19 protein-coding genes are annotated in these 19,720 nt (G+C 29.9%); 13 read left to right on the top strand and 6 right to left on the bottom strand.

Annotation, left to right across the window (positions count from 1 at the left end; genetic code table 11):
• Positions 1-6 precede the first annotated feature (6 nt).
• Together J0H68_00540 and virB11 are read left to right on the top strand one after the other, a co-directional pair.
• Positions 7-1,332 carry a hypothetical protein gene (locus tag J0H68_00540; protein ID MBN8827178.1) on the top strand — a complete coding sequence of 442 codons (1,326 nt, stop codon included), beginning with the start codon at positions 7-9 and terminating at the stop codon, positions 1,330-1,332.
• A gap of 10 nt (positions 1,333-1,342) precedes the next feature.
• Positions 1,343-2,326 carry a P-type DNA transfer ATPase VirB11 gene (gene virB11 / locus J0H68_00535; GenBank protein MBN8827177.1) on the top strand — a complete coding sequence of 328 codons (984 nt, stop codon included), beginning with the start codon at positions 1,343-1,345 and terminating at the stop codon, positions 2,324-2,326.
• Between the two features lie 25 nt (positions 2,327-2,351).
• Here virB11 and J0H68_00530 read toward each other — a convergent pair whose 3' ends face one another.
• Complete coding sequence (locus J0H68_00530; protein ID MBN8827176.1) at positions 2,352-4,091, bottom strand: hypothetical protein; 1,740 nt, start codon at positions 4,089-4,091, stop codon at positions 2,352-2,354.
• 90 nt (positions 4,092-4,181) lie between these two features.
• Positions 4,182-5,063 (bottom strand): hypothetical protein, encoded by an 882-nt coding sequence (locus tag J0H68_00525; protein ID MBN8827175.1) that lies wholly within the window; start codon positions 5,061-5,063, stop codon positions 4,182-4,184.
• A 91-nt stretch (positions 5,064-5,154) separates the two neighbouring features.
• Between J0H68_00525 and J0H68_00520 the strand changes: the two genes are divergently transcribed.
• Entirely contained in the window at positions 5,155-5,973 is an 819-nt protein-coding gene (locus J0H68_00520; GenBank protein ID MBN8827174.1) for an SDR family oxidoreductase, read from the top strand.
• 51 nt (positions 5,974-6,024) lie between these two features.
• Here the strand turns inward: J0H68_00520 and J0H68_00515 are convergent, their stop codons facing one another.
• Positions 6,025-6,747 carry a GNAT family N-acetyltransferase gene (locus tag J0H68_00515; protein MBN8827173.1) on the bottom strand — a complete coding sequence of 241 codons (723 nt, stop codon included), beginning with the start codon at positions 6,745-6,747 and terminating at the stop codon, positions 6,025-6,027.
• Entirely contained in the window at positions 6,740-8,002 is a 1,263-nt protein-coding gene (locus J0H68_00510; protein ID MBN8827172.1) for a dicarboxylate/amino acid:cation symporter, read from the bottom strand. Before J0H68_00510 ends, J0H68_00515 begins: the two co-directional genes overlap by 8 nt.
• Positions 8,003-8,107: 105 nt before the next feature.
• On the opposite strand from J0H68_00510, the gene J0H68_00505 reads away from it, so the two are divergent.
• The 8 genes from J0H68_00505 to J0H68_00470 all read left to right on the top strand — a co-directional run bounded on the left by J0H68_00505 (position 8,108) and on the right by J0H68_00470 (position 16,062).
• Entirely contained in the window at positions 8,108-9,943 is a 1,836-nt protein-coding gene (locus tag J0H68_00505; GenBank protein ID MBN8827171.1) for an ABC-F family ATP-binding cassette domain-containing protein, read from the top strand.
• On the top strand, positions 9,936-11,294 hold the full coding sequence (locus tag J0H68_00500; GenBank protein ID MBN8827170.1) for a DUF2748 family protein: 1,359 nt from the start codon (positions 9,936-9,938) through the stop codon (positions 11,292-11,294). Before J0H68_00505 ends, J0H68_00500 begins: the two co-directional genes overlap by 8 nt.
• 17 nt (positions 11,295-11,311) lie before the next feature.
• Entirely contained in the window at positions 11,312-12,040 is a 729-nt protein-coding gene (locus J0H68_00495; GenBank protein ID MBN8827169.1) for a DUF3298 domain-containing protein, read from the top strand.
• A 45-nt stretch (positions 12,041-12,085) separates the two neighbouring features.
• The gene (locus tag J0H68_00490) at positions 12,086-13,141 is read left to right on the top strand and encodes a hypothetical protein (protein ID MBN8827168.1); all 1,056 of its coding nucleotides are present in this window, start codon (positions 12,086-12,088) and stop codon (positions 13,139-13,141) included.
• Positions 13,142-13,227: 86 nt separating this feature from the next.
• Complete coding sequence (tolQ, locus tag J0H68_00485) at positions 13,228-13,971, top strand: protein TolQ (GenBank protein ID MBN8827167.1); 744 nt, start codon at positions 13,228-13,230, stop codon at positions 13,969-13,971.
• A gap of 5 nt (positions 13,972-13,976) precedes the next feature.
• The gene (tolR, locus tag J0H68_00480) at positions 13,977-14,414 is read left to right on the top strand and encodes a protein TolR (protein MBN8827166.1); all 438 of its coding nucleotides are present in this window, start codon (positions 13,977-13,979) and stop codon (positions 14,412-14,414) included.
• 10 nt (positions 14,415-14,424) lie between these two features.
• Positions 14,425-14,937, top strand: a complete 513-nt coding sequence (locus J0H68_00475) for a GNAT family N-acetyltransferase (protein ID MBN8827165.1) — start codon at positions 14,425-14,427, stop codon at positions 14,935-14,937.
• Between the two features lie 138 nt (positions 14,938-15,075).
• Positions 15,076-16,062 (top strand): hypothetical protein, encoded by a 987-nt coding sequence (locus tag J0H68_00470; GenBank protein ID MBN8827164.1) that lies wholly within the window; start codon positions 15,076-15,078, stop codon positions 16,060-16,062.
• A 35-nt stretch (positions 16,063-16,097) separates the two neighbouring features.
• Here J0H68_00470 and J0H68_00465 read toward each other — a convergent pair whose 3' ends face one another.
• Together J0H68_00465 and J0H68_00460 are read right to left on the bottom strand one after the other, a co-directional pair.
• Positions 16,098-16,580: a hypothetical protein gene (locus tag J0H68_00465; protein MBN8827163.1), complete on the bottom strand. Its 483-nt coding sequence runs from the start codon at positions 16,578-16,580 to the stop codon at positions 16,098-16,100.
• Between the two features lie 41 nt (positions 16,581-16,621).
• Positions 16,622-17,161, bottom strand: coding sequence for a hypothetical protein (locus J0H68_00460; protein ID MBN8827162.1), 540 nt, complete (start codon positions 17,159-17,161; stop codon positions 16,622-16,624).
• A gap of 217 nt (positions 17,162-17,378) precedes the next feature.
• On the opposite strand from J0H68_00460, the gene J0H68_00455 reads away from it, so the two are divergent.
• Positions 17,379-18,338 carry a TonB C-terminal domain-containing protein gene (locus J0H68_00455; GenBank protein MBN8827161.1) on the top strand — a complete coding sequence of 320 codons (960 nt, stop codon included), beginning with the start codon at positions 17,379-17,381 and terminating at the stop codon, positions 18,336-18,338.
• A 9-nt stretch (positions 18,339-18,347) separates the two neighbouring features.
• Positions 18,348-19,679, top strand: coding sequence for a Tol-Pal system protein TolB (tolB, locus tag J0H68_00450; GenBank protein ID MBN8827160.1), 1,332 nt, complete (start codon positions 18,348-18,350; stop codon positions 19,677-19,679).
• Positions 19,680-19,720: the final 41 nt, after the last annotated feature.

Raw genomic sequence — 19,720 nt, 5'->3', positions numbered from 1 at the left:
AACGCCATGGATAAAAATAAAAATAATGGCCAGAATAATAATATAGATTTTGAGGACGATATTGATCAGCCTGAAGTGGAACATGGTTTGTCAAAAGTAGCTTCTGTCCCTGCTAAAAATATTGCTATTATAGTTATCTTTTCAGTTTTAATGGGAATAATGGTATATAACTTTTTCTTTTCAAGTCCTAAAGAAGAGCAAAAAAAAGATTTACCTAATGTAACCGAAAACTTAAAGCCAATTAGGCCAGCTGAGGATGTAGCAAATCCTTTACCACAAGCTCCAAGCCTTCCTGAACCACCAAAAATTGAGGCTCCTCAGGCTCCAGAATTACCACCTATACAACCTCAAGTTGTCGAATTACCTTCTTTACCTCCTCAACCTATTGTACAAGCTATACCGCTAGTGCCAGAGATTCCAGAGGCACCGACTAGAAGGATTGATAGATCACAATTAGATCAAAGAAGAAAATCTGCTATTATGATTGCAGGTGGTGAAGGTAGTAAGGAAGAAAAACAACAATCTGAAAAAGAAAGATTAGGAAAACAAGTTATATCAAGTAATTTTAGACCAGAAAGAACATCTACTGAACAAGTTCAAGCTACAAAAATTGGTGACTTAACTTCTGTGGTTGCTCAAGGTAAAATTATTGATGCAATTTTAGAAACAGCTATTACCACTGATTTACAAGGATACATACGCGCAATCATTAGCCGCGATGTTTATGCAGAATCAGGCAAAGGTGTTATGATCCCAAAAGGTTCAAGATTAGTGGGCACTTATGCAGCTGACATTAAACGTGGACAAAATAGAGTACTTATTGCTTGGAACAGAATTATAAGACCTGACGGAATTGACATCCAAGTAGATTCACCTGGGGTAGATCAAATAGGTAGAGCTGGCGTTAGCGGCGTTGTAGATAATAAATATTTTGAAATTTTAACAAATGCTGTTCTCTTAAGTGCTGTAACTTTTGGTATAACATATCAAGGGGAAATATTTAGAGCACAAGCAGAACAAAAACTTCAAAATCAACTTAGTCCAGCTGAGCTTGCAAGATTCAATAATAACCAAGGTAGCAATACAACAACCCAAACTGTTACACAGGGTAACGTATCTGTTACTACTCAACAGCAGCAAAAAACTCCAGTTCAAAAAGCGTTTGAAGATGGAATGCAAAATATTAACGATGCTGCTAAAAAGATGGTACAAGACAGTTTAGACGAACGTCCAACTATTACAGTTGATCAGGGTACTCGCATTAAAGTATTTGTAAGAAAAGACTTACTTTTCCCTGCTCAATATAATAAAGGCGCTAAAATAATACATTAGAAATTTTTATATGTCATTTACAGCTCTTGAAACATATCTTACCCCTTTTAATCGAATTTTCGATGAAGAAGGGGTATCGGAAATTTCAGTTAACGTTCCAAAGGAAGTATGGATTGAAAAGCGCGGCGACATGCGACTTGAAATTATTCCTGAACTTGATTTGGAACATTTAAAATCCTTAGCAAGATTAGTTGCACAATCAACTGAACAAAAAGTTAGCGAAGAAAACCCACTTCTCTCAGCAACTTTACCAAATGGCTATCGTATTCAGGTAGTATTTCCACCTGCTTGTGAAGCAAATACTATTGCAATTTCTATTCGTAAGGGTTCCACTGAACGATATACATTAGATACTTACCAAGAACGTGGGGCTTTTGAAGAAATTGAACTTTCTGAAAAAATTGATCCGCTTGATATTGAATTAAATAATTTGCTTAAAGCAAAAAATATTAAGCAGTTTTTATCTACCGCCATTAAAGGTAAGAAAAATCTTATTATTAGCGGTGGTACTTCTACCGGTAAAACAACTTTTACCAATGCTGTTTTACTCGAAATTCCTACTGAAGAACGTTTAATTACTGTAGAAGATGCACGTGAGGTGTTGTTACCTAATCATAAAAATCGTGTTCATTTACTTGCTTCAAAAGGTGGTCAAGGTAGAGCTAAAGTCACTACTCAAGATTTAATTGAAGCTTGTTTAAGGCTTAGACCTGATAGAATTATTGTTGGTGAAATTCGTGGTGCAGAAGCTTTTAGCTTTCTAAGAGCGATTAATACAGGTCACCCAGGTTCAATATCTACATTACATGCTGACACACCACAAATGGCTATGGAACAATTAAAGCTTATGGTTATGCAAGCAGGTCTAGGAATGCCACCAGCTGAAATTAAAGAATACATTAAATCGGTAATTGATGTTGTTGTTCAATTAAAACGTGGATCAGGTGGCAAACGTTACGTTTCAGAAATTTATTACAGAGGATTTAAGGAATAATAAACCCTCTATAATAAACATTTGATTATGATTTTGTATATGTTGTGTAAAGTGAATTTATCTCTTCTTCGCTAATTGATTTAAGCTCTTTAGGTTCGCTTCTTTCATATTTAAATGACCCACCCCTAAATTCACCGCTTCTAATAGAACTTATAGGATTAATAGGTAAAATATCAAAAATTGCCTCAATTTTACTATATTTTTTTAAATTATCAGCATGTATATTAATATCTTTAATATGATGATAACCATCTAAAAATTTGAAATAACCTAAACTATTAAAATTAAACAAGTACTTGCCTATTCCTAATATACTCATTCCAACAAAATTTGCAGCAAGTAATGGACTATATGGAACATTACCAAAAAATGCTAACGTGAAGCTTCCTGCTATTGATCCGATTAAAGTAAATGTATATTTCCAATCAACACGCTTACTAAAATTGTTAAGCAACATATTGCCAATATTTTTAATATCAAGCGGATTATCTAACGTTCTAGCAAGTTCAACAACTTGGTTAAAAGAATAATCTGTTAATATAGTATTTCTTTTAACAAAATCAGCCGTACCTTTAGCTACACTGTATTTGTTATTTAAAGTGCAATTATAAGGAACTTGTATAAGTCCGGTATTTATTATCTCTAAATCATTGATTAAATGTAAAATACGACTTTCATATTTTTCACGTAAATTTGCTGCCATTTTTGCTTTAAAAGCTTGCCAAATCGCAGGTATTATAGCAATCCCAATAGCTCCTATATAGAATACAGGATTAGTAGTTTTATCATCCTTCTCTGATAGCTTTTGTTTCGGAGTAGGTTTAACTTTCTCTCTTTTTTTATTTTTATTATCTTTTTTATCTTTTTTATTTTTATTATCTAAATCAACATTATTATTATTTATACCTGCAGAATAAGGAGCGTGATAATGATAATGCATATGATATTCAGCAGTTCTAGCCTTGGCGCGATTTGATGTCTTTGTTATTGATTGAACTATATTCCAAAAATTACCCCAAAAATCAAACTTAGATTCACGATTTTTTTCTACACTAACTGGATTAGAAATATTATTTGAAAAGTTCAAAATAGTTTCATTAACATTTTTTATTTTCTTTCTAACATCGCTTGGTAAAAATTGAAGTTGTAAATCATTCTTAAGAATATTTAGCAAGTTTTTGAACTTATCTAAAAATTCATTCCCCACCATTTCTTCTAGTGTGCCATATGTATTATTATCGTTAAAATAATTATTAATTGAGGAAGCAAAATACTCCTTATACATTAAAAAATTTAAGTAATAAGTATTATATATATAAGCAGATTCGCTAATAGCTTTATTGCTGACATTATTAAAAGCCATAAAATCGCCAATGAAATTAGCCATTACATTTACTTCTTCATCAGTTTTACCTTTGAAACTTTTAAGAAAGTATATAAGCGGCCATTTAACTTCATTAACTAAATCATCTATTTCTTCTAAATTATTATAAGGACGACTCTCTTCTCTAACTACAAAAATATTGTTGAAATTTCCTTCATTCTCAAGAAATTCAGCTATCCGATAAGCTTTTTCACCTAAATTTTCATTTATATTAGAGTTCGAAAGGTTAAATTGCCCTGCAAATGCTTGGACAAACTCCTTAAATTTAAAATTTTTAGAATCAAAGCGCATGTTTATAATAAGTTTTACTTCACCTGTATCAACTATTTTCATAATTACTTGCGTTTGATTTTCCAGCAGATAAATTTGATAAGTAGTCATATGCAACCTATAATTGTGCTTTATATATTAATTAGTTAATAATTTATATTAATATTAATCATTCGTCAATTTATTTTACAGTAATAAAGTTTAGTACCTTGTTTTATGGTATAAAAATTTTTCTACATCATTTTCAGAGATTTCAAAATTTGCTCTATAAGACATAATTTTGGAAGTTAATTCCTTAGGTAAAATAATTTTTTTATCTTCCTCATTTTCTACTGAAAATTGAGGAATTGCTGTACTTAAGTAACATACTTCACCAAATAATTTATAACGTCTAAAGGTTTCTAATATCTTCTTTTCTTGATTAGGGTGCGCTTTAATTTGATTTTGTACTTTATCAAAATTTAATACCAATTCTTTACGTAATTCATATGGCCATGGAGAAATGATTTCCTTTATTTTCTCATAAGTTTCTATAATTTCTTTTAAAACTTTTGCATATTCAACATAGTTATAAATAGCCGCTTTATTAATATACTCCTTTTCCAGATCAAGCAAATTATCATCGTGGATTAGTAATTTATATAATAAAAGTGCTTTTGCCTTATTATAGCAACACATATATTGAATTGATTCAAGAAGAGGTGTCTGTCCGTTAGAGTTGATTAAATTTCTATCAAATCCATTAAATAGTAAAAATAAAGTAGCCTTAAACTCATCTCCTACTCTTTGTAATAAATTTGAAGTTGGTACAAAATCCTCGTCTTCAATTCTTTTTACTTTATAAGGTATATGCGGATCTGCGCCTTTACTTATAAGATATTTCACAAATTCTAAATTTGCATCGCATAAAATAGCTAAAGGTGGCTCTTGAAATATTTCTCTATTAACACCTACCGCCTCAGATGGTGTATTAACATTTGCGCCCTTTTCGATTAGTTCTTTTGCACGTTCAAAATCTCTATAAGAGATAGCTTCGGCAAATTCTTCATTTAATAATTCTTGGGTTTCATTTGAATTAAGCATAATTCCCTCTAGATTATTTATTAAAACTTAATTAACATAGCTTATATAAATCTTTTTATAATATCTATTATATTTAGCTTAGGAGAAAATTATGAGAATTATTTTACAGTTTTTATTTTGCATAATTTTAGTAACTAGCGCTTATGCTGATAATAAAAAAACTATTGTAATAACACTTGCAACCAGTGGAATTGGCCAAAGCGTTGCTGAAGAACTTGCCAAACAAAACTATGATTTAATTTTACTAGGCAGAAATTCGCAAAAACTAAATGATCTTAAAAATCATTTAGGCAAAAATTATAAAGGTAATTATCAAAATATTCAGATTGATTTTGGAAATAGTGAAAGCGTTAATAATGCTTTGAAACAAATAAATAAGAAAATCGATGGAATAGTTCTTATGCCCCCTCGCTCTGTTATAAGCAGTTATTACATACCAAATAGTAATGAATGGGATTATATGTTTAAAATTAGTTTTTCTAATCCTTTTGAAGTTATTAGACAACTTGAAGAATCACTTAAACCTGGCGCAAAAATAGTTTTAATGTCAGGTATGACTTCTGTCCAATATAATTCATCTTACCCTAATTCAAATATTTTACGTAGCATGTGGGTAGCTCAAGGTAAAAATTTAAGTTTCCAATTAGCGCGAAAAAATGTCTCAGTTAATACAATTTCTCCAGGCGTAACTTTAACTGAAACAAATAAAAGCAAAGTAGAAGCAAGAGCTAAAGAGAAGAAAATATCTTATGATCAACAGTTAAAAAATGAAACAAAAGCCATACCAAGCGGTAGGTACTCAACCCCTCAAGAAATAGCTAAAATTATTACATTTTTACTAAGCGATGATTCTAATCAAATCAATGGACAAAATTTAGTAATAGATGGTGGTTTTACCACAAGCTATTAGTTTAAAGGTAGGTAATATAGAAAGTAGCAGAGTAACACGCTAAATTCCCTGTTACATATTTGTGTACATATAATGTTTTTGGATAGTTTTAAAACCTATCTTTGTATACATTTTTTCTCCATCATGACTTGAATAAAGAGCAATATTTTTTATTCCATGTTTTATAGCATGGTCAATACAAACTCTAGTTAATGCATTTCCAATTCTTTTATTTCTATGCTCTTCTAAAACTGCAATAAATTGAAGAACAGCATTACCTAATTTATCTATATATACAAGTGAAGTTCCAACAGGTTTATCTTTATCAAAAGCCATAAATAATTGTTGTCTTGGTATGTCTAAGCTAGGAGATATAAAATCATAAGTCATTTGCCTATCAAGGTTAAATACTTTAGCCCCTATTTCTACCCAATCATTTAACCATTCTTTTGTTAATGGCCTTATATCAATATTTTCATAATTAATTGAAATATATTTATTCGTATCTAAATACATTACAGAATCTTTAGAATCTAAAATATATTTTTCTCTAATTATTTCCCATTCTGAAATATTATTTTCTGTTACTACCCAAAATTTGTAATCTTCAAAAAAACTTTCAATTTCTTTTAATTCTTGCTCAGTTTTAACACCAAAGCAAAAACTAATAGGCATCTTTACATTAGCTCTAAGAGCAATAATATCTCCCTGATTCTTAACCTTCCATTTATTATCAAGCTTACTAAGCTCTTCCCATAAATCTAATAAATTATCTCTAACAATAAAATTATTCACTTGGCTGACTCGCAAAAGAAATTTTTGAATAATATTTTTTTAAATCCATGGTATTTTCAGTTTTATCAACGATCATGGTAATACAAGCATCACCTGTAACATTAATCATGGTCGTAAACATATCTAAAATACGATCAACCCCTGCAACGAGTACAACTAGTTCGGTAGGAAGCCCTACAGCTTCAAGCGACATACCTAAAAATAAGAGAATACCACTTGGAATACCAGCAGCACCAATCGATCCAATTGTACAAGTGAAAGCGAGTACCATTAATTTTGACATATCAAGCTCAATTCCGAAAGCTTGCGCAAAAAATATACAAGTTGCACTTAAATATATAGCCCCGCCATTCATATTTATTGAAGTGCCAATTGGAAGCACAAAATTTGTAGCATTTCTAGACACACCAATTTCTTCATGCATTACACGCATTGTAGTAGTTAAAGTAGCTTTACTGCTGCTTGTCGAGAAAGCTAAAACTTGCGGCTCTAACATTTTAACAAAGAAGGGTATAGGGTTCATTTTTGCAAAAATTATGATGTAAAGCCCATACAGTATATATTGTAGGATACAACAAAAGATTATTATACCAACAAGTTTTACAAGGCTAATTAATACTTCTACTCCTTGGGTACCGATTGACCACGCCATATAACCAAACACACCTATAGGTGCAAGTTTAACAATATTTTCTATCATTCTAAATATTACAAGTGAGCCTTCATTTGCAAGGTTAATTAAGGTGGGACATTTATTTTTAATTGAAACAATAGCAATTCCTACAAGTACTGAAAATACTATTACCTGAATAATATTGCCTTGCGCCATAGATGAAATAGCATTTTCCGGAATAAACCCTACTAAAAAGTCTAATATTTTTATATCATGGTTTACAGCTTTTGTACTACTTACATAAGGTATTACAACGTTTTTACCCGGCTCTAAAACTAAGGTGCTGATTAGCCCAATTAAAACTGCAATTAAAGAAGTGGCTAAAAAACTTAAAATCGATTTTACCCCTATATAGGAAGCTTTCTCAGAAGATTCTAAACTTGTGATAGCAGAAATTAAGGAAAATACAATTAATGGTATAATTACCATTTTAATAAGATTAATAAAAACCATTCCTAAATATTTTAGATTTTCGCATTTATCATCAAATAATATTCCTGTTATTATACCTAAAACTGCAGCTACTATGACTTGCTGCCAAAGGGGACGTTTAAAAAAATTAAAAATTTTGCCTAATTTCATTGACTACTACTACACTTATATTTATTGATACATATTATATTGTTAATCAAATAATTAAAAAATTACTCAAAAAGTCAAGTTATATAATAAAAAATTTACAAAGTTATGTCTAAATTACTTTTATCCTTAATTGATGCAGAACTATCATATGGTAATAAAAATATATTTAAAAATCTTTCATTATATATTAATGAAGGGGATAAAATATGTTTAGTCGGACGAAATGGTTCTGGGAAATCAAGTATTTTAAAAATACTTGCAAACGCACAGCAATTAGATAAAGGTGAAATAAGAAAATTAACAGGACTTTCAATAGGTTATCTTCCTCAGGAAAATTATTTTACTTATGATAAGACCATATATGAATATGTACTTTCAGATATTGAAAACCCTGAAGAAGATAAAAGATATTTAGCCGATATGATACTAACTCATCTTGGGCTTGATGGTAAAAGAAGTTTTACTAATCTTTCAGGCGGGAAAATAAGACGAGTTGCTCTTGCAAAAGCTTTAGTCGGAGAGCCAGATATTTTACTACTAGATGAACCTACTAACCATTTAGACATTACAGCTATTGAGTGGTTACAGAATTATATATTATCGAAACCAAATTTAGCTATTTTATGTATTAGCCATGATAGAGAATTTTTAAAGCAAATTTCTAATAAAGTTTTCTATATAGATCGTGGACAATTTTACATGCATAATAATGGATATGGTGATTTCGATAATTTTTTAGAAGAACTAACTAAAGCAGAAGAAGAAAGATTACGTAAATTATCAAAAAAACTCGAAGCAGAAAATCATTGGCTGGCCTATGGTGTTACTGCTAGACGAAAAAGAAATCAACGCCGCCTAAAAGATTTAATTGATTTAAGAGTAAAACTCAAAAATGAAAAAGGCCGCTTTAAAACAGCTGGAGAATCAATTATACTTACATCTTTAGCAGGAGATCAAGCTAGTAAACTTGTTCTTGAACTTGAAAATGTGACTTGCGGTTTTAATGATACTGATCCACCTAAAATATTATTTAAAAATTCCTCCTTACGTATTATGCATGGAGAAAAAATAGGCGTTATAGGAAGGAACGGTGCTGGAAAAACTTCCTTTATTAAACTTCTTTTAGGACAATTAAAACCTATAAGTGGTAATGTTAAAATCGGACCGAGCGTTCAAATTTCATATGCTGACCAAAAAAGAGAAGATATAGATTCTGATAAAACTCTTTGGGAAAATTTATGTCCAGATGGTGGTGATACAATTTTAGTTAGCGGTAAACCTAAGCATGTGGCAGGATATCTGAAACAATTTTTATTTCAAAACGATCAGTTACATTCTAAAGCTTCTACATTATCTGGTGGTGAATTTAACAGATTATTATTGGCTAAAACTTTAGCTACCCCAGGAAACTTCATTATTTTAGATGAACCTACTAATGATTTAGATATGGATTCTTTAGAAATGTTAGAGGAAATGCTAACTGAATTTAATGGGACTATATTAGTGGTAAGCCATGATAGGGCTTTTCTAGATGAACTTGTTACTAGAACTATTATTCTTGACGGTAAAACAATAGAAGATTTTATTGGTGGTTACACTGATTATTTAAATGAAAAACATAATGAAAAATCTTTTAAACAAATAAAAAAACAGTTTGAAAAGGTAGACAAATTAAAGGAAGTACCTTCGTTAAATAAAAAAAATAACAAGCTAAGTTATAAAGATCAAAGAGATTTGGAAAACATACCTAAGCAACTAACTGCAATTGAAGATGAAATAAATCAACTTGAACTTGAATTAAGTGACCCTGAACTTTATAGTAAATCAAAGGATAAATTTACTTCATATACAAAAAAAATTGAAGATTTAAAAGAAAATAAAAATAAATTAGAAGAACGTTGGTTAGAAGTATTGGAGTTACAAGAAAAATTACATGAGTAGTGTTTACCACATAATTGACAAAAATCCTATACTTGAAGGTGATGAATTATTTGTTGAACTTGAACAACTAGCACATACTATTGTAAACTCTGGAAAACTTAGAATTGATGCCAATCCTGCTTCTAATTGTATTCGTTTAACTATTCCTGAGCTTTACATAAGCATTGCTTTAAGTACTCATGAACTTACTAATCCTGAATTAAAAAAAAGAACTTTCAATTTTATTTTTAAACTTTGGATGAATAAGGTTTTCGATAAAGAAAAAGCTAAAAAAAAGGCTATCGAAACACTTAGCCAATTAAACCTCGAAATGCAAAAACTTGTACCTCTTAAGCCTGAAATTGAAATTAAAATTGCTAGAATAATTACTCAAACCATTCATCCTATAGTTATAAATTTAATGATTATAGATGAAGTAGAAATTTTTGTAACGTATGGACATTCTGTAGGGGATATGCTTGACATCCCCACTTGGCAATCTTCTGGTTCAAATTCAGGTATGCAATCAACAGATGGAAGAGAATCAGCAATATTTATTTCATGCGGGGGCGATCCTTTAGGTGAAACTGATAAAGAAAATCCTTCTTTCGGTAACGGAAAACCAGCTCTTGCACGCATGATGATTATTGGAGCACAAGAAATGGGACATTTTTCTGATATCAAACGTGATAATTTGGGAAGACAAATTTCTCGTTATTCTGCTAACTTTACAGCTACAAGAGCAACCCCTCATGTTAAAGAGAGTAGAAAAAATGATATAGATACAAGCAAAAATATAGCTCAAAAACTTAATAAAATTGGTCTAGAAAAAATCATTCAAATAGAAAATAGTTATAAATTCTATCTTAAAGTAAAAAAAAGATTTTTTTCTCTTATTTGGTATTTTATTTATTATCATTTTAAAAAAATGACCTTTATCCTTAAAGCTGCAACAATAGGATATCCTTTTATCGAAAAATTTTCTCGTAAGCATAAATGGTTTGCCTCACATATAAAATTAATGATAAATGATATGTTATTTAACCTAGACCCTAAAGCTGAAGTTTATAAAAGAAAGAATCCCGAACATGAAGAGGCCATTGCTTGCATAGAAGCTTTAGCTCGAGTTCCTCAGCAAGTTATTAAATGGGGTAGAAATGAAACAAAAGTTTTTATGCCAAACTTATATAAGGTTTATTACAGCGAAATAATTCCAGGTTGTGTACGAGCTTATGAAACTTTAGGTAATAAAAAGTACGTTAATAAGCTTCATCTTCCAAATTTTTGGATTTTAAAAAAATTAAAAAATACACTTAAAAATTTATTTAAAAAATATTACTATAAAATTAAATTTCGTGATAATAACAAGTAAATATTTTGGAGATTTTTATGAAATTAATATTTTTAGCTCTATTTTATATTTTTATAAATTCAGCTTTTGCTCACGAATTTAATTATAAAATAATTAGCGATAAGAAAAATTTATTAAGCAAACCTAATAAAGAAGTATGTAATGAAAATAATATTCCCTCAGCTTTTTTAACTCTCAATAATGAATGTATATGTAAAGAAGATGTTGAATATCCAGAGTTTGATATTATAAAACACCCTTCGCTAAAAGAATTTAATAAAATAATCTCTGATTATATCAAAAAAAATGAAGTTTGTTTAAAAGAAGGAGAAGTTGCAGAGCGTGATGTAAAATTTAAAATAGAAGGTTATAAAGATATTATAAGCGTCCTTCTCCAAGAGCGTACCTATTCAGGAGGAGCTCACGGTTACAATGCAACAACAACTTTTAATTTCGATATCAAAGCACAAAAATTAGTTGAGCTTAAAGATGTTATCGCAGAAGAAAATTATTCAAAACTAAACGATTTACTCTGGGATCAAATTATAAAAAATAAAGATAGTTATTTTTATGATTACGAGAGATCTTCTGATAAAAAATTGCAATTATTGCCTGCTAATAATACTAAAGAATTAGTTAATTATCAATTTTTTCTAACTAAAAATAATATAGTAATTAGTTTTAATCCTTATGCAATAGCACCTTACTATGCGGGAGTAATAGAAATAAAACTTCCTATGAATTTATTGTTGAAAAAATATAAATAAAACAGTTAGAATCAAATACTTAAAAATAATTTTAGGATAAAGCTCATGGTAAGATTACTAATACTAAGTGCAATCTATGGCCTTTGCGTACTTATAGCTGTATCTTTTTCATTTTACGATCAAAATATAATTTTGATTTTTAAAGAATATAAAATTGAAGCTAATGCTCTTGCTATTTTAATTTTAATTGTCACTTTAATTTTACTATCTACCTTTATCATAAAATTTTTTGTTAAAGCTTTAAAAGCCCCTTCTCAAATTTTTAGCTCAATAAAAATAATTCGTAAAAACCGTATAAAATCTTTAACAAGAGAAGCATTCACAAGCATCATACTTAACGATTCTAAGAAAGCTCATGAAGATTTGAACGCTTTAAAATCATTAGATAAAAATAATGAATTTGTAGAATTTTTAGATGGTATTGTTCTAGCTCATGATCATGAAAACTTACCAGATTTTTTCAATAAATTTCGTGAATCCGCTATTATTAAATTTGTTGAAATAGCAAAAGATGCTTATGAGAATCAAAAAGTAACAAAGCTTGAAGAAGTGCATAATCTTCTTAAAAAGAATTATAAGGGATACCAGATTATAAAAGAAATCGAGAAATGGCTAACTATAGTCAAGGCTAAAGAACTAGTTGCATTAGCTAATTTCGATCAAGCTGAAAAAGTAATTTTGAATAGTGATTTTTATAATGAAATAGAGTTGATTCCATTATTAATTGATATTCACTTACATAAAAAACAATATAAAAAACTAGAGCATTTAATTAATAAGAGCTTTGACATTAAAGCTACGAAAGAAGCTTTTGACGCTTATTTAATTCTTATAGATGACCTACCGTTAGAAAAAAAAGTAAAAAACTTATATGATTTTTTTAAAGAAACGAAATCCTTCGATGATGCTAGATTATTAATAGTTAATTATTGTTTAAACCAAAATTTACTTAAAGATGCTAAAGAAATATTTGATGAAATTAGCAATAAAGATAGTCTACGATATATGTTAATTGAAATAAGACTTAATATGGATCTGAATAATATTCATTTAGCGAATAAGCATATAAGTCACACCTTTTTAAAATTCTACGAAATTTAGCTTGATCCCCCTTGCAAAAACTCTAATCTCAAGTATATTTTTACAAAAGATAAAATATTAATTTTTTTGCATGAGGTTTTTTGATTATGGCTGAAGGTTTGAACTCGCCTGTAGTAAACGCAGCAGAAGTTGCAGGTTCTGTTGCACAAATGGATATGTCTGTTATGTCACTTATTACAAGAGCAGACTTTGTAGTCCAACTTGTAATGCTTATGCTTATAATTGCTTCTATATGGTGTTGGGCTATCGTGTTTGAAAAATGGCTTAAATATAAAAATATTCATAGCAAATCTACAAATTTTGAAAAGAAATTTTGGTCTGGTCAAGTTTTAGATCAACTTTATGAAAAGTTACGTATACGCCCTTCTCATCCACATGCTGTAGTATTTTGCGCAGCTATGGGAGAATGGAATAAAAACAATGTAAGTGCAACAGTCGTTAATCCTGATTTAAAAGAAGGAATTAAAGAAAGGATTACACAAGCTATGAATGTAGCTATAAGCCGCGAGATAACCAATTTAGGTTCACATCTTTCAGTACTTGCAACAGTAGGTTCATCTGCACCATTTATCGGCTTATTTGGAACAGTTTGGGGAATCATGCATTCATTCCAATCAATTGCCGCTTCTAAAAATACTACTTTAGCAGTTGTTGCTCCTGGTATTGCAGAAGCATTACTTGCAACAGCTATTGGATTATTCGCAGCTATTCCTGCAGTAATTTTTTATAATTTATTAAGTTCAAAGTTAAATAATTTATCTGATAAATTAGAAGATTTTGCAGCAGAACTTGAAACTCTTTTATCACGTGAACTTGATAATCAAAGGTAATTTAAATGGGCGCTGAAATTTCATTAAGTAGTAAAAAGAAAAGAAAACATGGTGAGCTTGTAAGTAATATCAACGTTACTCCATTTGTGGATGTTATGTTAGTGCTACTCATCATTTTTATGGTAACTTCTCCTATGTTAGTTTCAGGCGTAAATGTTGATTTACCAGAAACTGGTGAATCACCTATAGTAGGTGATGACGAACCACTATCTGTTACTGTAGACAAAGAAGGTTCAGTTTACATTCAAGATTCAAGAGTACCATTTGATGAATTAACCACAAAATTACTTGCTATTACTAAAGAAAAAAAAGATGCTCGTATTTTCGTTCGTGGTGATAAAACAGTAGATTATGGTAGAGTTATGGAAACTGTAAGCGCAATTAATAATGCAGGCTTTACTAAAGTTGCTTTAGTTACGCAAATTACTACGAAAAGTAAATAACATTTTATAAATGTTAGATTCTTTCTCATATTTATTAATTCCAGCTAATCTTGATTCTTACGAACTTATTCAAAATATGGCTAGATTCTATGTTTATGATATTTCTCGCTATTGCGGTTTTTTACCAGGTTGGGAATTACCTACAAATGGCCTTTATGAATGTTTTGATTTAAAAAATTATTTAACTGATTCTGATCGCTACGCTTTTATAATAAAAATTAATAATGAAAAAGCAGGTTTTATTTTACTAAATAAAATTGGTTCTACAAGCGAAGTAGATTGGAATATAGGTGAATTTTTTATTTTAGCAAAGTTTCAAGGGTTAGGAATTGGAAAAAAAATAGCCTTTGAAATTTTTAATAAATTTAAAGGTAAATGGGAAGTTGCAGTTATTCCTGAAAACAAACCTGCCCTTCAATTTTGGCGTAAAATAATATTTGATTATACAAATAACAATTTCAGTGAAAGCAGAAAAACTGTTGAGTATCCTATCCCTCATCCTATGCTTATTTTTAGTTTTTAAAGTAAATAGTTGATAGTTAAAGTTTTGTTTATAATTCATATCTTCTATAACTAATATTAAACAATCCTCATTGCATTAGTTAATAACTTAATATATAATTAATATACTATTGATTAATTGAAATAATTGGTTAGTTATATGAAAAATAACATTAGCCCTACACTTAGCATTGGTTACTGGAAAGGTAGACCATTTATTAATTATGATAATTTTTATTATGCTATACGAGAATCATATGGTTCAGATTCCGCTCAAAAAGCGCGTGATTTTATAGAGAAATTATTAAATATGCATGATTTCAAAACTGAATATATTCCAAGTGATCCTACCAATCATTTTACGCCAAGTGGCATTTACATTACTCCAAATGAAATCTCTCCTGAAGGTAATTATATTAATATAGATAGATATAATATGATGGCAGAGCTACTACTTAAAGGAATTGAGCCATACAAATTAGAGACAAGTAAAGCTATGACTAGCTTCCTAACCACTATGGACTTTGATACAAAAAAACTTCCAGAAAATGGGTATGTGAAATTAAAATTACCGGATCCAATAATTGATGATCTAGCAAATTCTATAACCACTGGTAAATCGATTCCTAATTACAATATTCATGTACAAGAACATAATGCTAAAACACTTCTTAATTTAGCTGATTTCATGGTTCATAACATACAAAAGGATTTTGGAAGAGATAAAGCTTCTGAGGTTAAAAGATTTATACAACGCTTATTAGAAAAAGATTGTTACAAAACAGAAAATGTTAGTGGAATACCTGGTGTTTACATTACTAAAGGTAATGCACCTCTTAACAATGATTCTGTTATGGTTGAAAAATATAATTACATGGCCCATGCAATATACACTCTAATGAAAGCTGGAATTGATATTGAAGTGATAAATAATAGTAAACTTTTACCTATTTTTTTAGATAAAACAAAAGATAAAGATAAAAAAATAGAAAAAGTTAGAGATTTAAAAACAAATAAGAACGATGATTTTGATTCTGCATTAAAGGAACTTAATGACACATTAGATGGTTTAAATAAGCCAGAAAAAAAAAAATCTTCTATTGATAACAAAAATAAATCTAAAAAAGAAGATAAAGGTAGATTTTAATTACACAAAGTAACTATCATTAAAATTAATGATAGTTACTTATTAAATGCATAAACTTCACATACATTTCTTGTTTCATCAAGTAATGTAACATCCATTATTGTATTACCTTTAATTAAAACAATTACTGAATCCCCTAATGTAAAGAAATGTTTAGGTTTAAGGATTCTATAAGCATTTTTATCGTTTAGAATTTGAACTGTATAAACAAATTTATTCTTTTTATCATCTTGATGTTGCTGATATAATTCTGCTTGCAACGCTAAACCAGAGGTATTAATTACGTATGGTTGATGTAAAGGTACAAAAAGCGATGGTGTACTTGCATATTCATATGCAACTATTGCATCTAATGCTGTAGCTAAAACTTCTAACCCTAAGAGTAATTTCCTTTTAGGATCATCTTTAACATCTTCCACCGTAATAACTGTTGCTTTCCTACAAATTGTAGGAGGGGTTTTATGAACACATGATGAAAGTAATAATGTAAAGATTACTATATTTAATTTTTTATTCATTTTGATTATAAATAATAGTTATTATTTAAAGCTATATTTTTTTAATTTTGTGGACATGCAAAATTTTCTGTAAAAGGGATCATATCAATCAGCTTTTTGTCTTTTAAAATTACCGTCACTTCTTCATTTAATTTAAAGAATTCTTTAGGCTTTTCCGCACTAAAGAGTTCATTACTATATGTTTTTACTGTATAAACGAAATTTTCTTCACTGCTTTGATCTTTTTTCTTTTTTAAATGGTACCCTGTCCCTGCACCTGCAACGGTTCCAACCCCTGCTCCAATTAAACCACCTGTCGCAACGCTGCTTGTAATTACTGCAGCACATAAAGGTACTCCAATCCAGAAAAACATAGCAACTGATGCACAGGCAAGGCTGCCGTATGTTAAACCTGCTACTGCTCCAGTACCAGCCCCACTCGCCGCACCAATACCCGCGCCTTTAGCAATTGTGGATTTTTTTCCTTTTTCTACTTCTTGTACTGCAATTATAGTACCTTGAGTACACGTATTAGCCTGTTTATTTATACTATTACATGCTGATAATATTATAATTAATGTGATAGCAACTATCTTTTTCATAGAGTTAAACCTTTATTACATATTTCTTAATAGGTAATTAATATTTGATATATTATACATAACTATTAAAACACTGCAAGCTTGGTAATATTTTGTAATAATTAGTTAAAATTTTAATAGAATTTTTACCTTAATTAGTTTAAACTTAGATTGATTTTTACTTGATAAAGTATTAATTTTTAGGGAATTAACTTTTTAGATAGATAAATATTAACTAATGAGACCTGATCGCGGATTATTATATTCTATAATATTACACCTTGTAATATTATTATTGTTATTTATTGGATTACCTTCACTTTGGCATCCTGCTCCAGAAGAATATGCGATTACAGTTGATATCTTACCTGTAACAGGTAAATCTAATGTTAAGCAAAGAAAAGTAAATACCCAAGCAAAATCTGCTGAAAAAACACAAGAAGTCAAAAAAGCTGCTGAACAAAAAGAACCTAAGCCTGAAATTGAAAAACCAAAAGAAAGTATAGAAGATAAGAAAAAACCTAGCGAAGATACAGAAATAAAGCCTGAACAAAAACCAAAGGTCGAAGAAGCGGACACAGTAAAAGATACAAAAGATTCTTTAATTAAAAAAGAAGATAAAAAAGAAGACGTAAAAAAAGAGCAAATTAAAAAGGAAAAACAAGAAGAAAAAGCTAAAAAGGAAGATAAGAAAAAAGATAAAAAGAAAGAAGAGAAAAAAAAGAAATACACTGACTTTGATTCACTTTTAAAAACTCTCGAAGATTCGACAGTTGATAAAAAGCATAATAAAAAGCATAGCCCAAAAATTGAAAAAGATTTAGACGAGCTTGAAAATGAATTAAATGATAAATCTGATAGTAGTGAATTTGACCCTACTAAAGCTTTAAGTCTAAGTGAAAAAGATGCTATTAAATCACAAATAGAAAAACATTGGAATGTACCTGCGGGCGCAAAAGATGCAAAAGATATGCTTATTATTCTCAATATTTTACTTGAATCTAATGGATCTGTTATTGACGTAAAAATAGTTGATCAATATAAATACAATTCGGGAACTCCAATGTATAAAGCAGCGGTAGATAGCGCAGTGCGTGCAGTTTATAAAGCTAGCCCACTGAAAAATTTACCAGTTGATAAATACAGTAATTGGAAAGAAATTGAACTTACGTTTAACCCAAGTCAAATGCTTTATTAAGAGGAAAAAATGAAAAGATGGATTGTTAAACTTGGTTTTATTATTAGCGTTTTCATGTCAACACAGGCACTCGCTATTACTAAAATTGAAATTAATCGTGGAAACGTTGATCCGATGCCGATAGCTATTCCTGATTTTACAGGGAATAATTTTCAAGAAAAAGAATTAGGTAATAACATGGCTCAAGTTATTGCTAATGATCTAGAAAGCTCAGGTTTATTTAGAGCAATTCCTCCTAATGCATTTATTGAATATATTAAAGATGGTAAAAATACTGTACCCAATTTTGCCTCTTGGAGACAAGTAAACGCAACTGCTTTAAGCATTGGTGCAATTGAAAAAAATGGCAACCAAATTGAAGTAAATTTTAGATTATGGGATGTATATGCAGGCGCTCAAATCGCTGGTAGATCATATAATACCGTTGATTCAAACTGGCGTCGTATAGCGCATATGATTGCTGATGAAATTTATAAACGCTTAACAGGTGAAGATGGTTTCTTTGATTCAAGAATTGTGTATGTTGCAGAAAGTGGTCCTGGTACAAAACGTATTAAACGTTTAGCTGTTATGGATTATGATGGTGCTAATCATAAATTCCTTACTAGTGGTAAAAATTTAGTTTTAACTCCTCGTTTTTCTCCTGCTGCACATCATATTCTTTACATGTCTTATGCAAGAAAAATTCCAAAAGTATTTATTCGTGATTTAGAAACAGGAAGAGAAAGGTTGCTTGGTGATTTCCCTGGAATGTCATTTGCACCTCGTTTTTCACCAGATGGAAAATCTGTAATCATGTCTATTGCACGTAATGGTAATACACAAATTCATACTTTAGAACTTGCTACATCCCAAATGAAGAAGCTAACAGAAGGGAATGCAATTAATACTTCTCCATGTTATACACCAGATGGACAACAAATTGTTTTCAATTCAGATAGAAGTGGTAAACCGCAACTTTACATTATGTCAGCATGGGGTGGAGAAGCTAAAAGAATTAGCTTTGGTAATGGCCGTTATGCAACTCCTGTAGTTTCACCACGTGGTGATTTAGTTGCTTTCACCAAATGGGGGGATGGTAGTGGGCAATTTTCTATAGGTGTCATGAGATTAGATGGAAGCGGCGAAAGAATTTTAGCACGTGGTTATTTAGTTGAAGGTCCTACTTGGTCACCTAATGGCAGAGTAATTATGTATGCTAAACAAGAGTCACCTAGTGGACGCCAAATTGCACCTGCTAAAATTTATGCAATTGATCTTACAGGTTATAATGAAAGAGAAATTCCAACACCTGCTGAAGGTTCGGATCCAGCATGGTCAAATTTACTTTCATTAAATTAAGATAATAATTTATTTGAATAAAAAAAATAGGCTACAGTTTA

It is taken from the genome of Sphingobacteriia bacterium (assembly GCA_017304685.1).
In the GTDB taxonomy this organism is placed as follows: domain Bacteria; phylum Pseudomonadota; class Alphaproteobacteria; order Rickettsiales; family 33-17; genus JAFKLR01.
Note: the sequence above shows the minus strand (reverse complement) of the source record. Positions and strands in the feature narration are given on the sequence as shown.

What these genes read in the sequence shown, in the direction of transcription:
- J0H68_00540 (MBN8827178.1), top strand. Translation starts at nt 7, where the DNA reads ATGGATAAAAATAAAAATAATGGCCAGAATAATAATATAGATTTTGAG.
- virB11 (MBN8827177.1), top strand. Translation starts at nt 1,343, where the DNA reads ATGTCATTTACAGCTCTTGAAACATATCTTACCCCTTTTAATCGAATT.
- J0H68_00530 (MBN8827176.1), bottom strand. Translation starts at nt 4,091, where the DNA reads ATGACTACTTATCAAATTTATCTGCTGGAAAATCAAACGCAAGTAATT.
- J0H68_00525 (MBN8827175.1), bottom strand. Translation starts at nt 5,063, where the DNA reads ATGCTTAATTCAAATGAAACCCAAGAATTATTAAATGAAGAATTTGCC.
- J0H68_00520 (MBN8827174.1), top strand. Translation starts at nt 5,155, where the DNA reads ATGAGAATTATTTTACAGTTTTTATTTTGCATAATTTTAGTAACTAGC.
- J0H68_00510 (MBN8827172.1), bottom strand. Translation starts at nt 8,002, where the DNA reads ATGAAATTAGGCAAAATTTTTAATTTTTTTAAACGTCCCCTTTGGCAG.
- J0H68_00505 (MBN8827171.1), top strand. Translation starts at nt 8,108, where the DNA reads ATGTCTAAATTACTTTTATCCTTAATTGATGCAGAACTATCATATGGT.
- J0H68_00500 (MBN8827170.1), top strand. Translation starts at nt 9,936, where the DNA reads ATGAGTAGTGTTTACCACATAATTGACAAAAATCCTATACTTGAAGGT.
- J0H68_00495 (MBN8827169.1), top strand. Translation starts at nt 11,312, where the DNA reads ATGAAATTAATATTTTTAGCTCTATTTTATATTTTTATAAATTCAGCT.
- J0H68_00490 (MBN8827168.1), top strand. Translation starts at nt 12,086, where the DNA reads ATGGTAAGATTACTAATACTAAGTGCAATCTATGGCCTTTGCGTACTT.
- tolQ (MBN8827167.1), top strand. Translation starts at nt 13,228, where the DNA reads ATGGCTGAAGGTTTGAACTCGCCTGTAGTAAACGCAGCAGAAGTTGCA.
- tolR (MBN8827166.1), top strand. Translation starts at nt 13,977, where the DNA reads ATGGGCGCTGAAATTTCATTAAGTAGTAAAAAGAAAAGAAAACATGGT.
- J0H68_00475 (MBN8827165.1), top strand. Translation starts at nt 14,425, where the DNA reads ATGTTAGATTCTTTCTCATATTTATTAATTCCAGCTAATCTTGATTCT.
- J0H68_00470 (MBN8827164.1), top strand. Translation starts at nt 15,076, where the DNA reads ATGAAAAATAACATTAGCCCTACACTTAGCATTGGTTACTGGAAAGGT.
- J0H68_00465 (MBN8827163.1), bottom strand. Translation starts at nt 16,580, where the DNA reads ATGAATAAAAAATTAAATATAGTAATCTTTACATTATTACTTTCATCA.
- J0H68_00460 (MBN8827162.1), bottom strand. Translation starts at nt 17,161, where the DNA reads ATGAAAAAGATAGTTGCTATCACATTAATTATAATATTATCAGCATGT.
- J0H68_00455 (MBN8827161.1), top strand. Translation starts at nt 17,379, where the DNA reads ATGAGACCTGATCGCGGATTATTATATTCTATAATATTACACCTTGTA.
- tolB (MBN8827160.1), top strand. Translation starts at nt 18,348, where the DNA reads ATGAAAAGATGGATTGTTAAACTTGGTTTTATTATTAGCGTTTTCATG.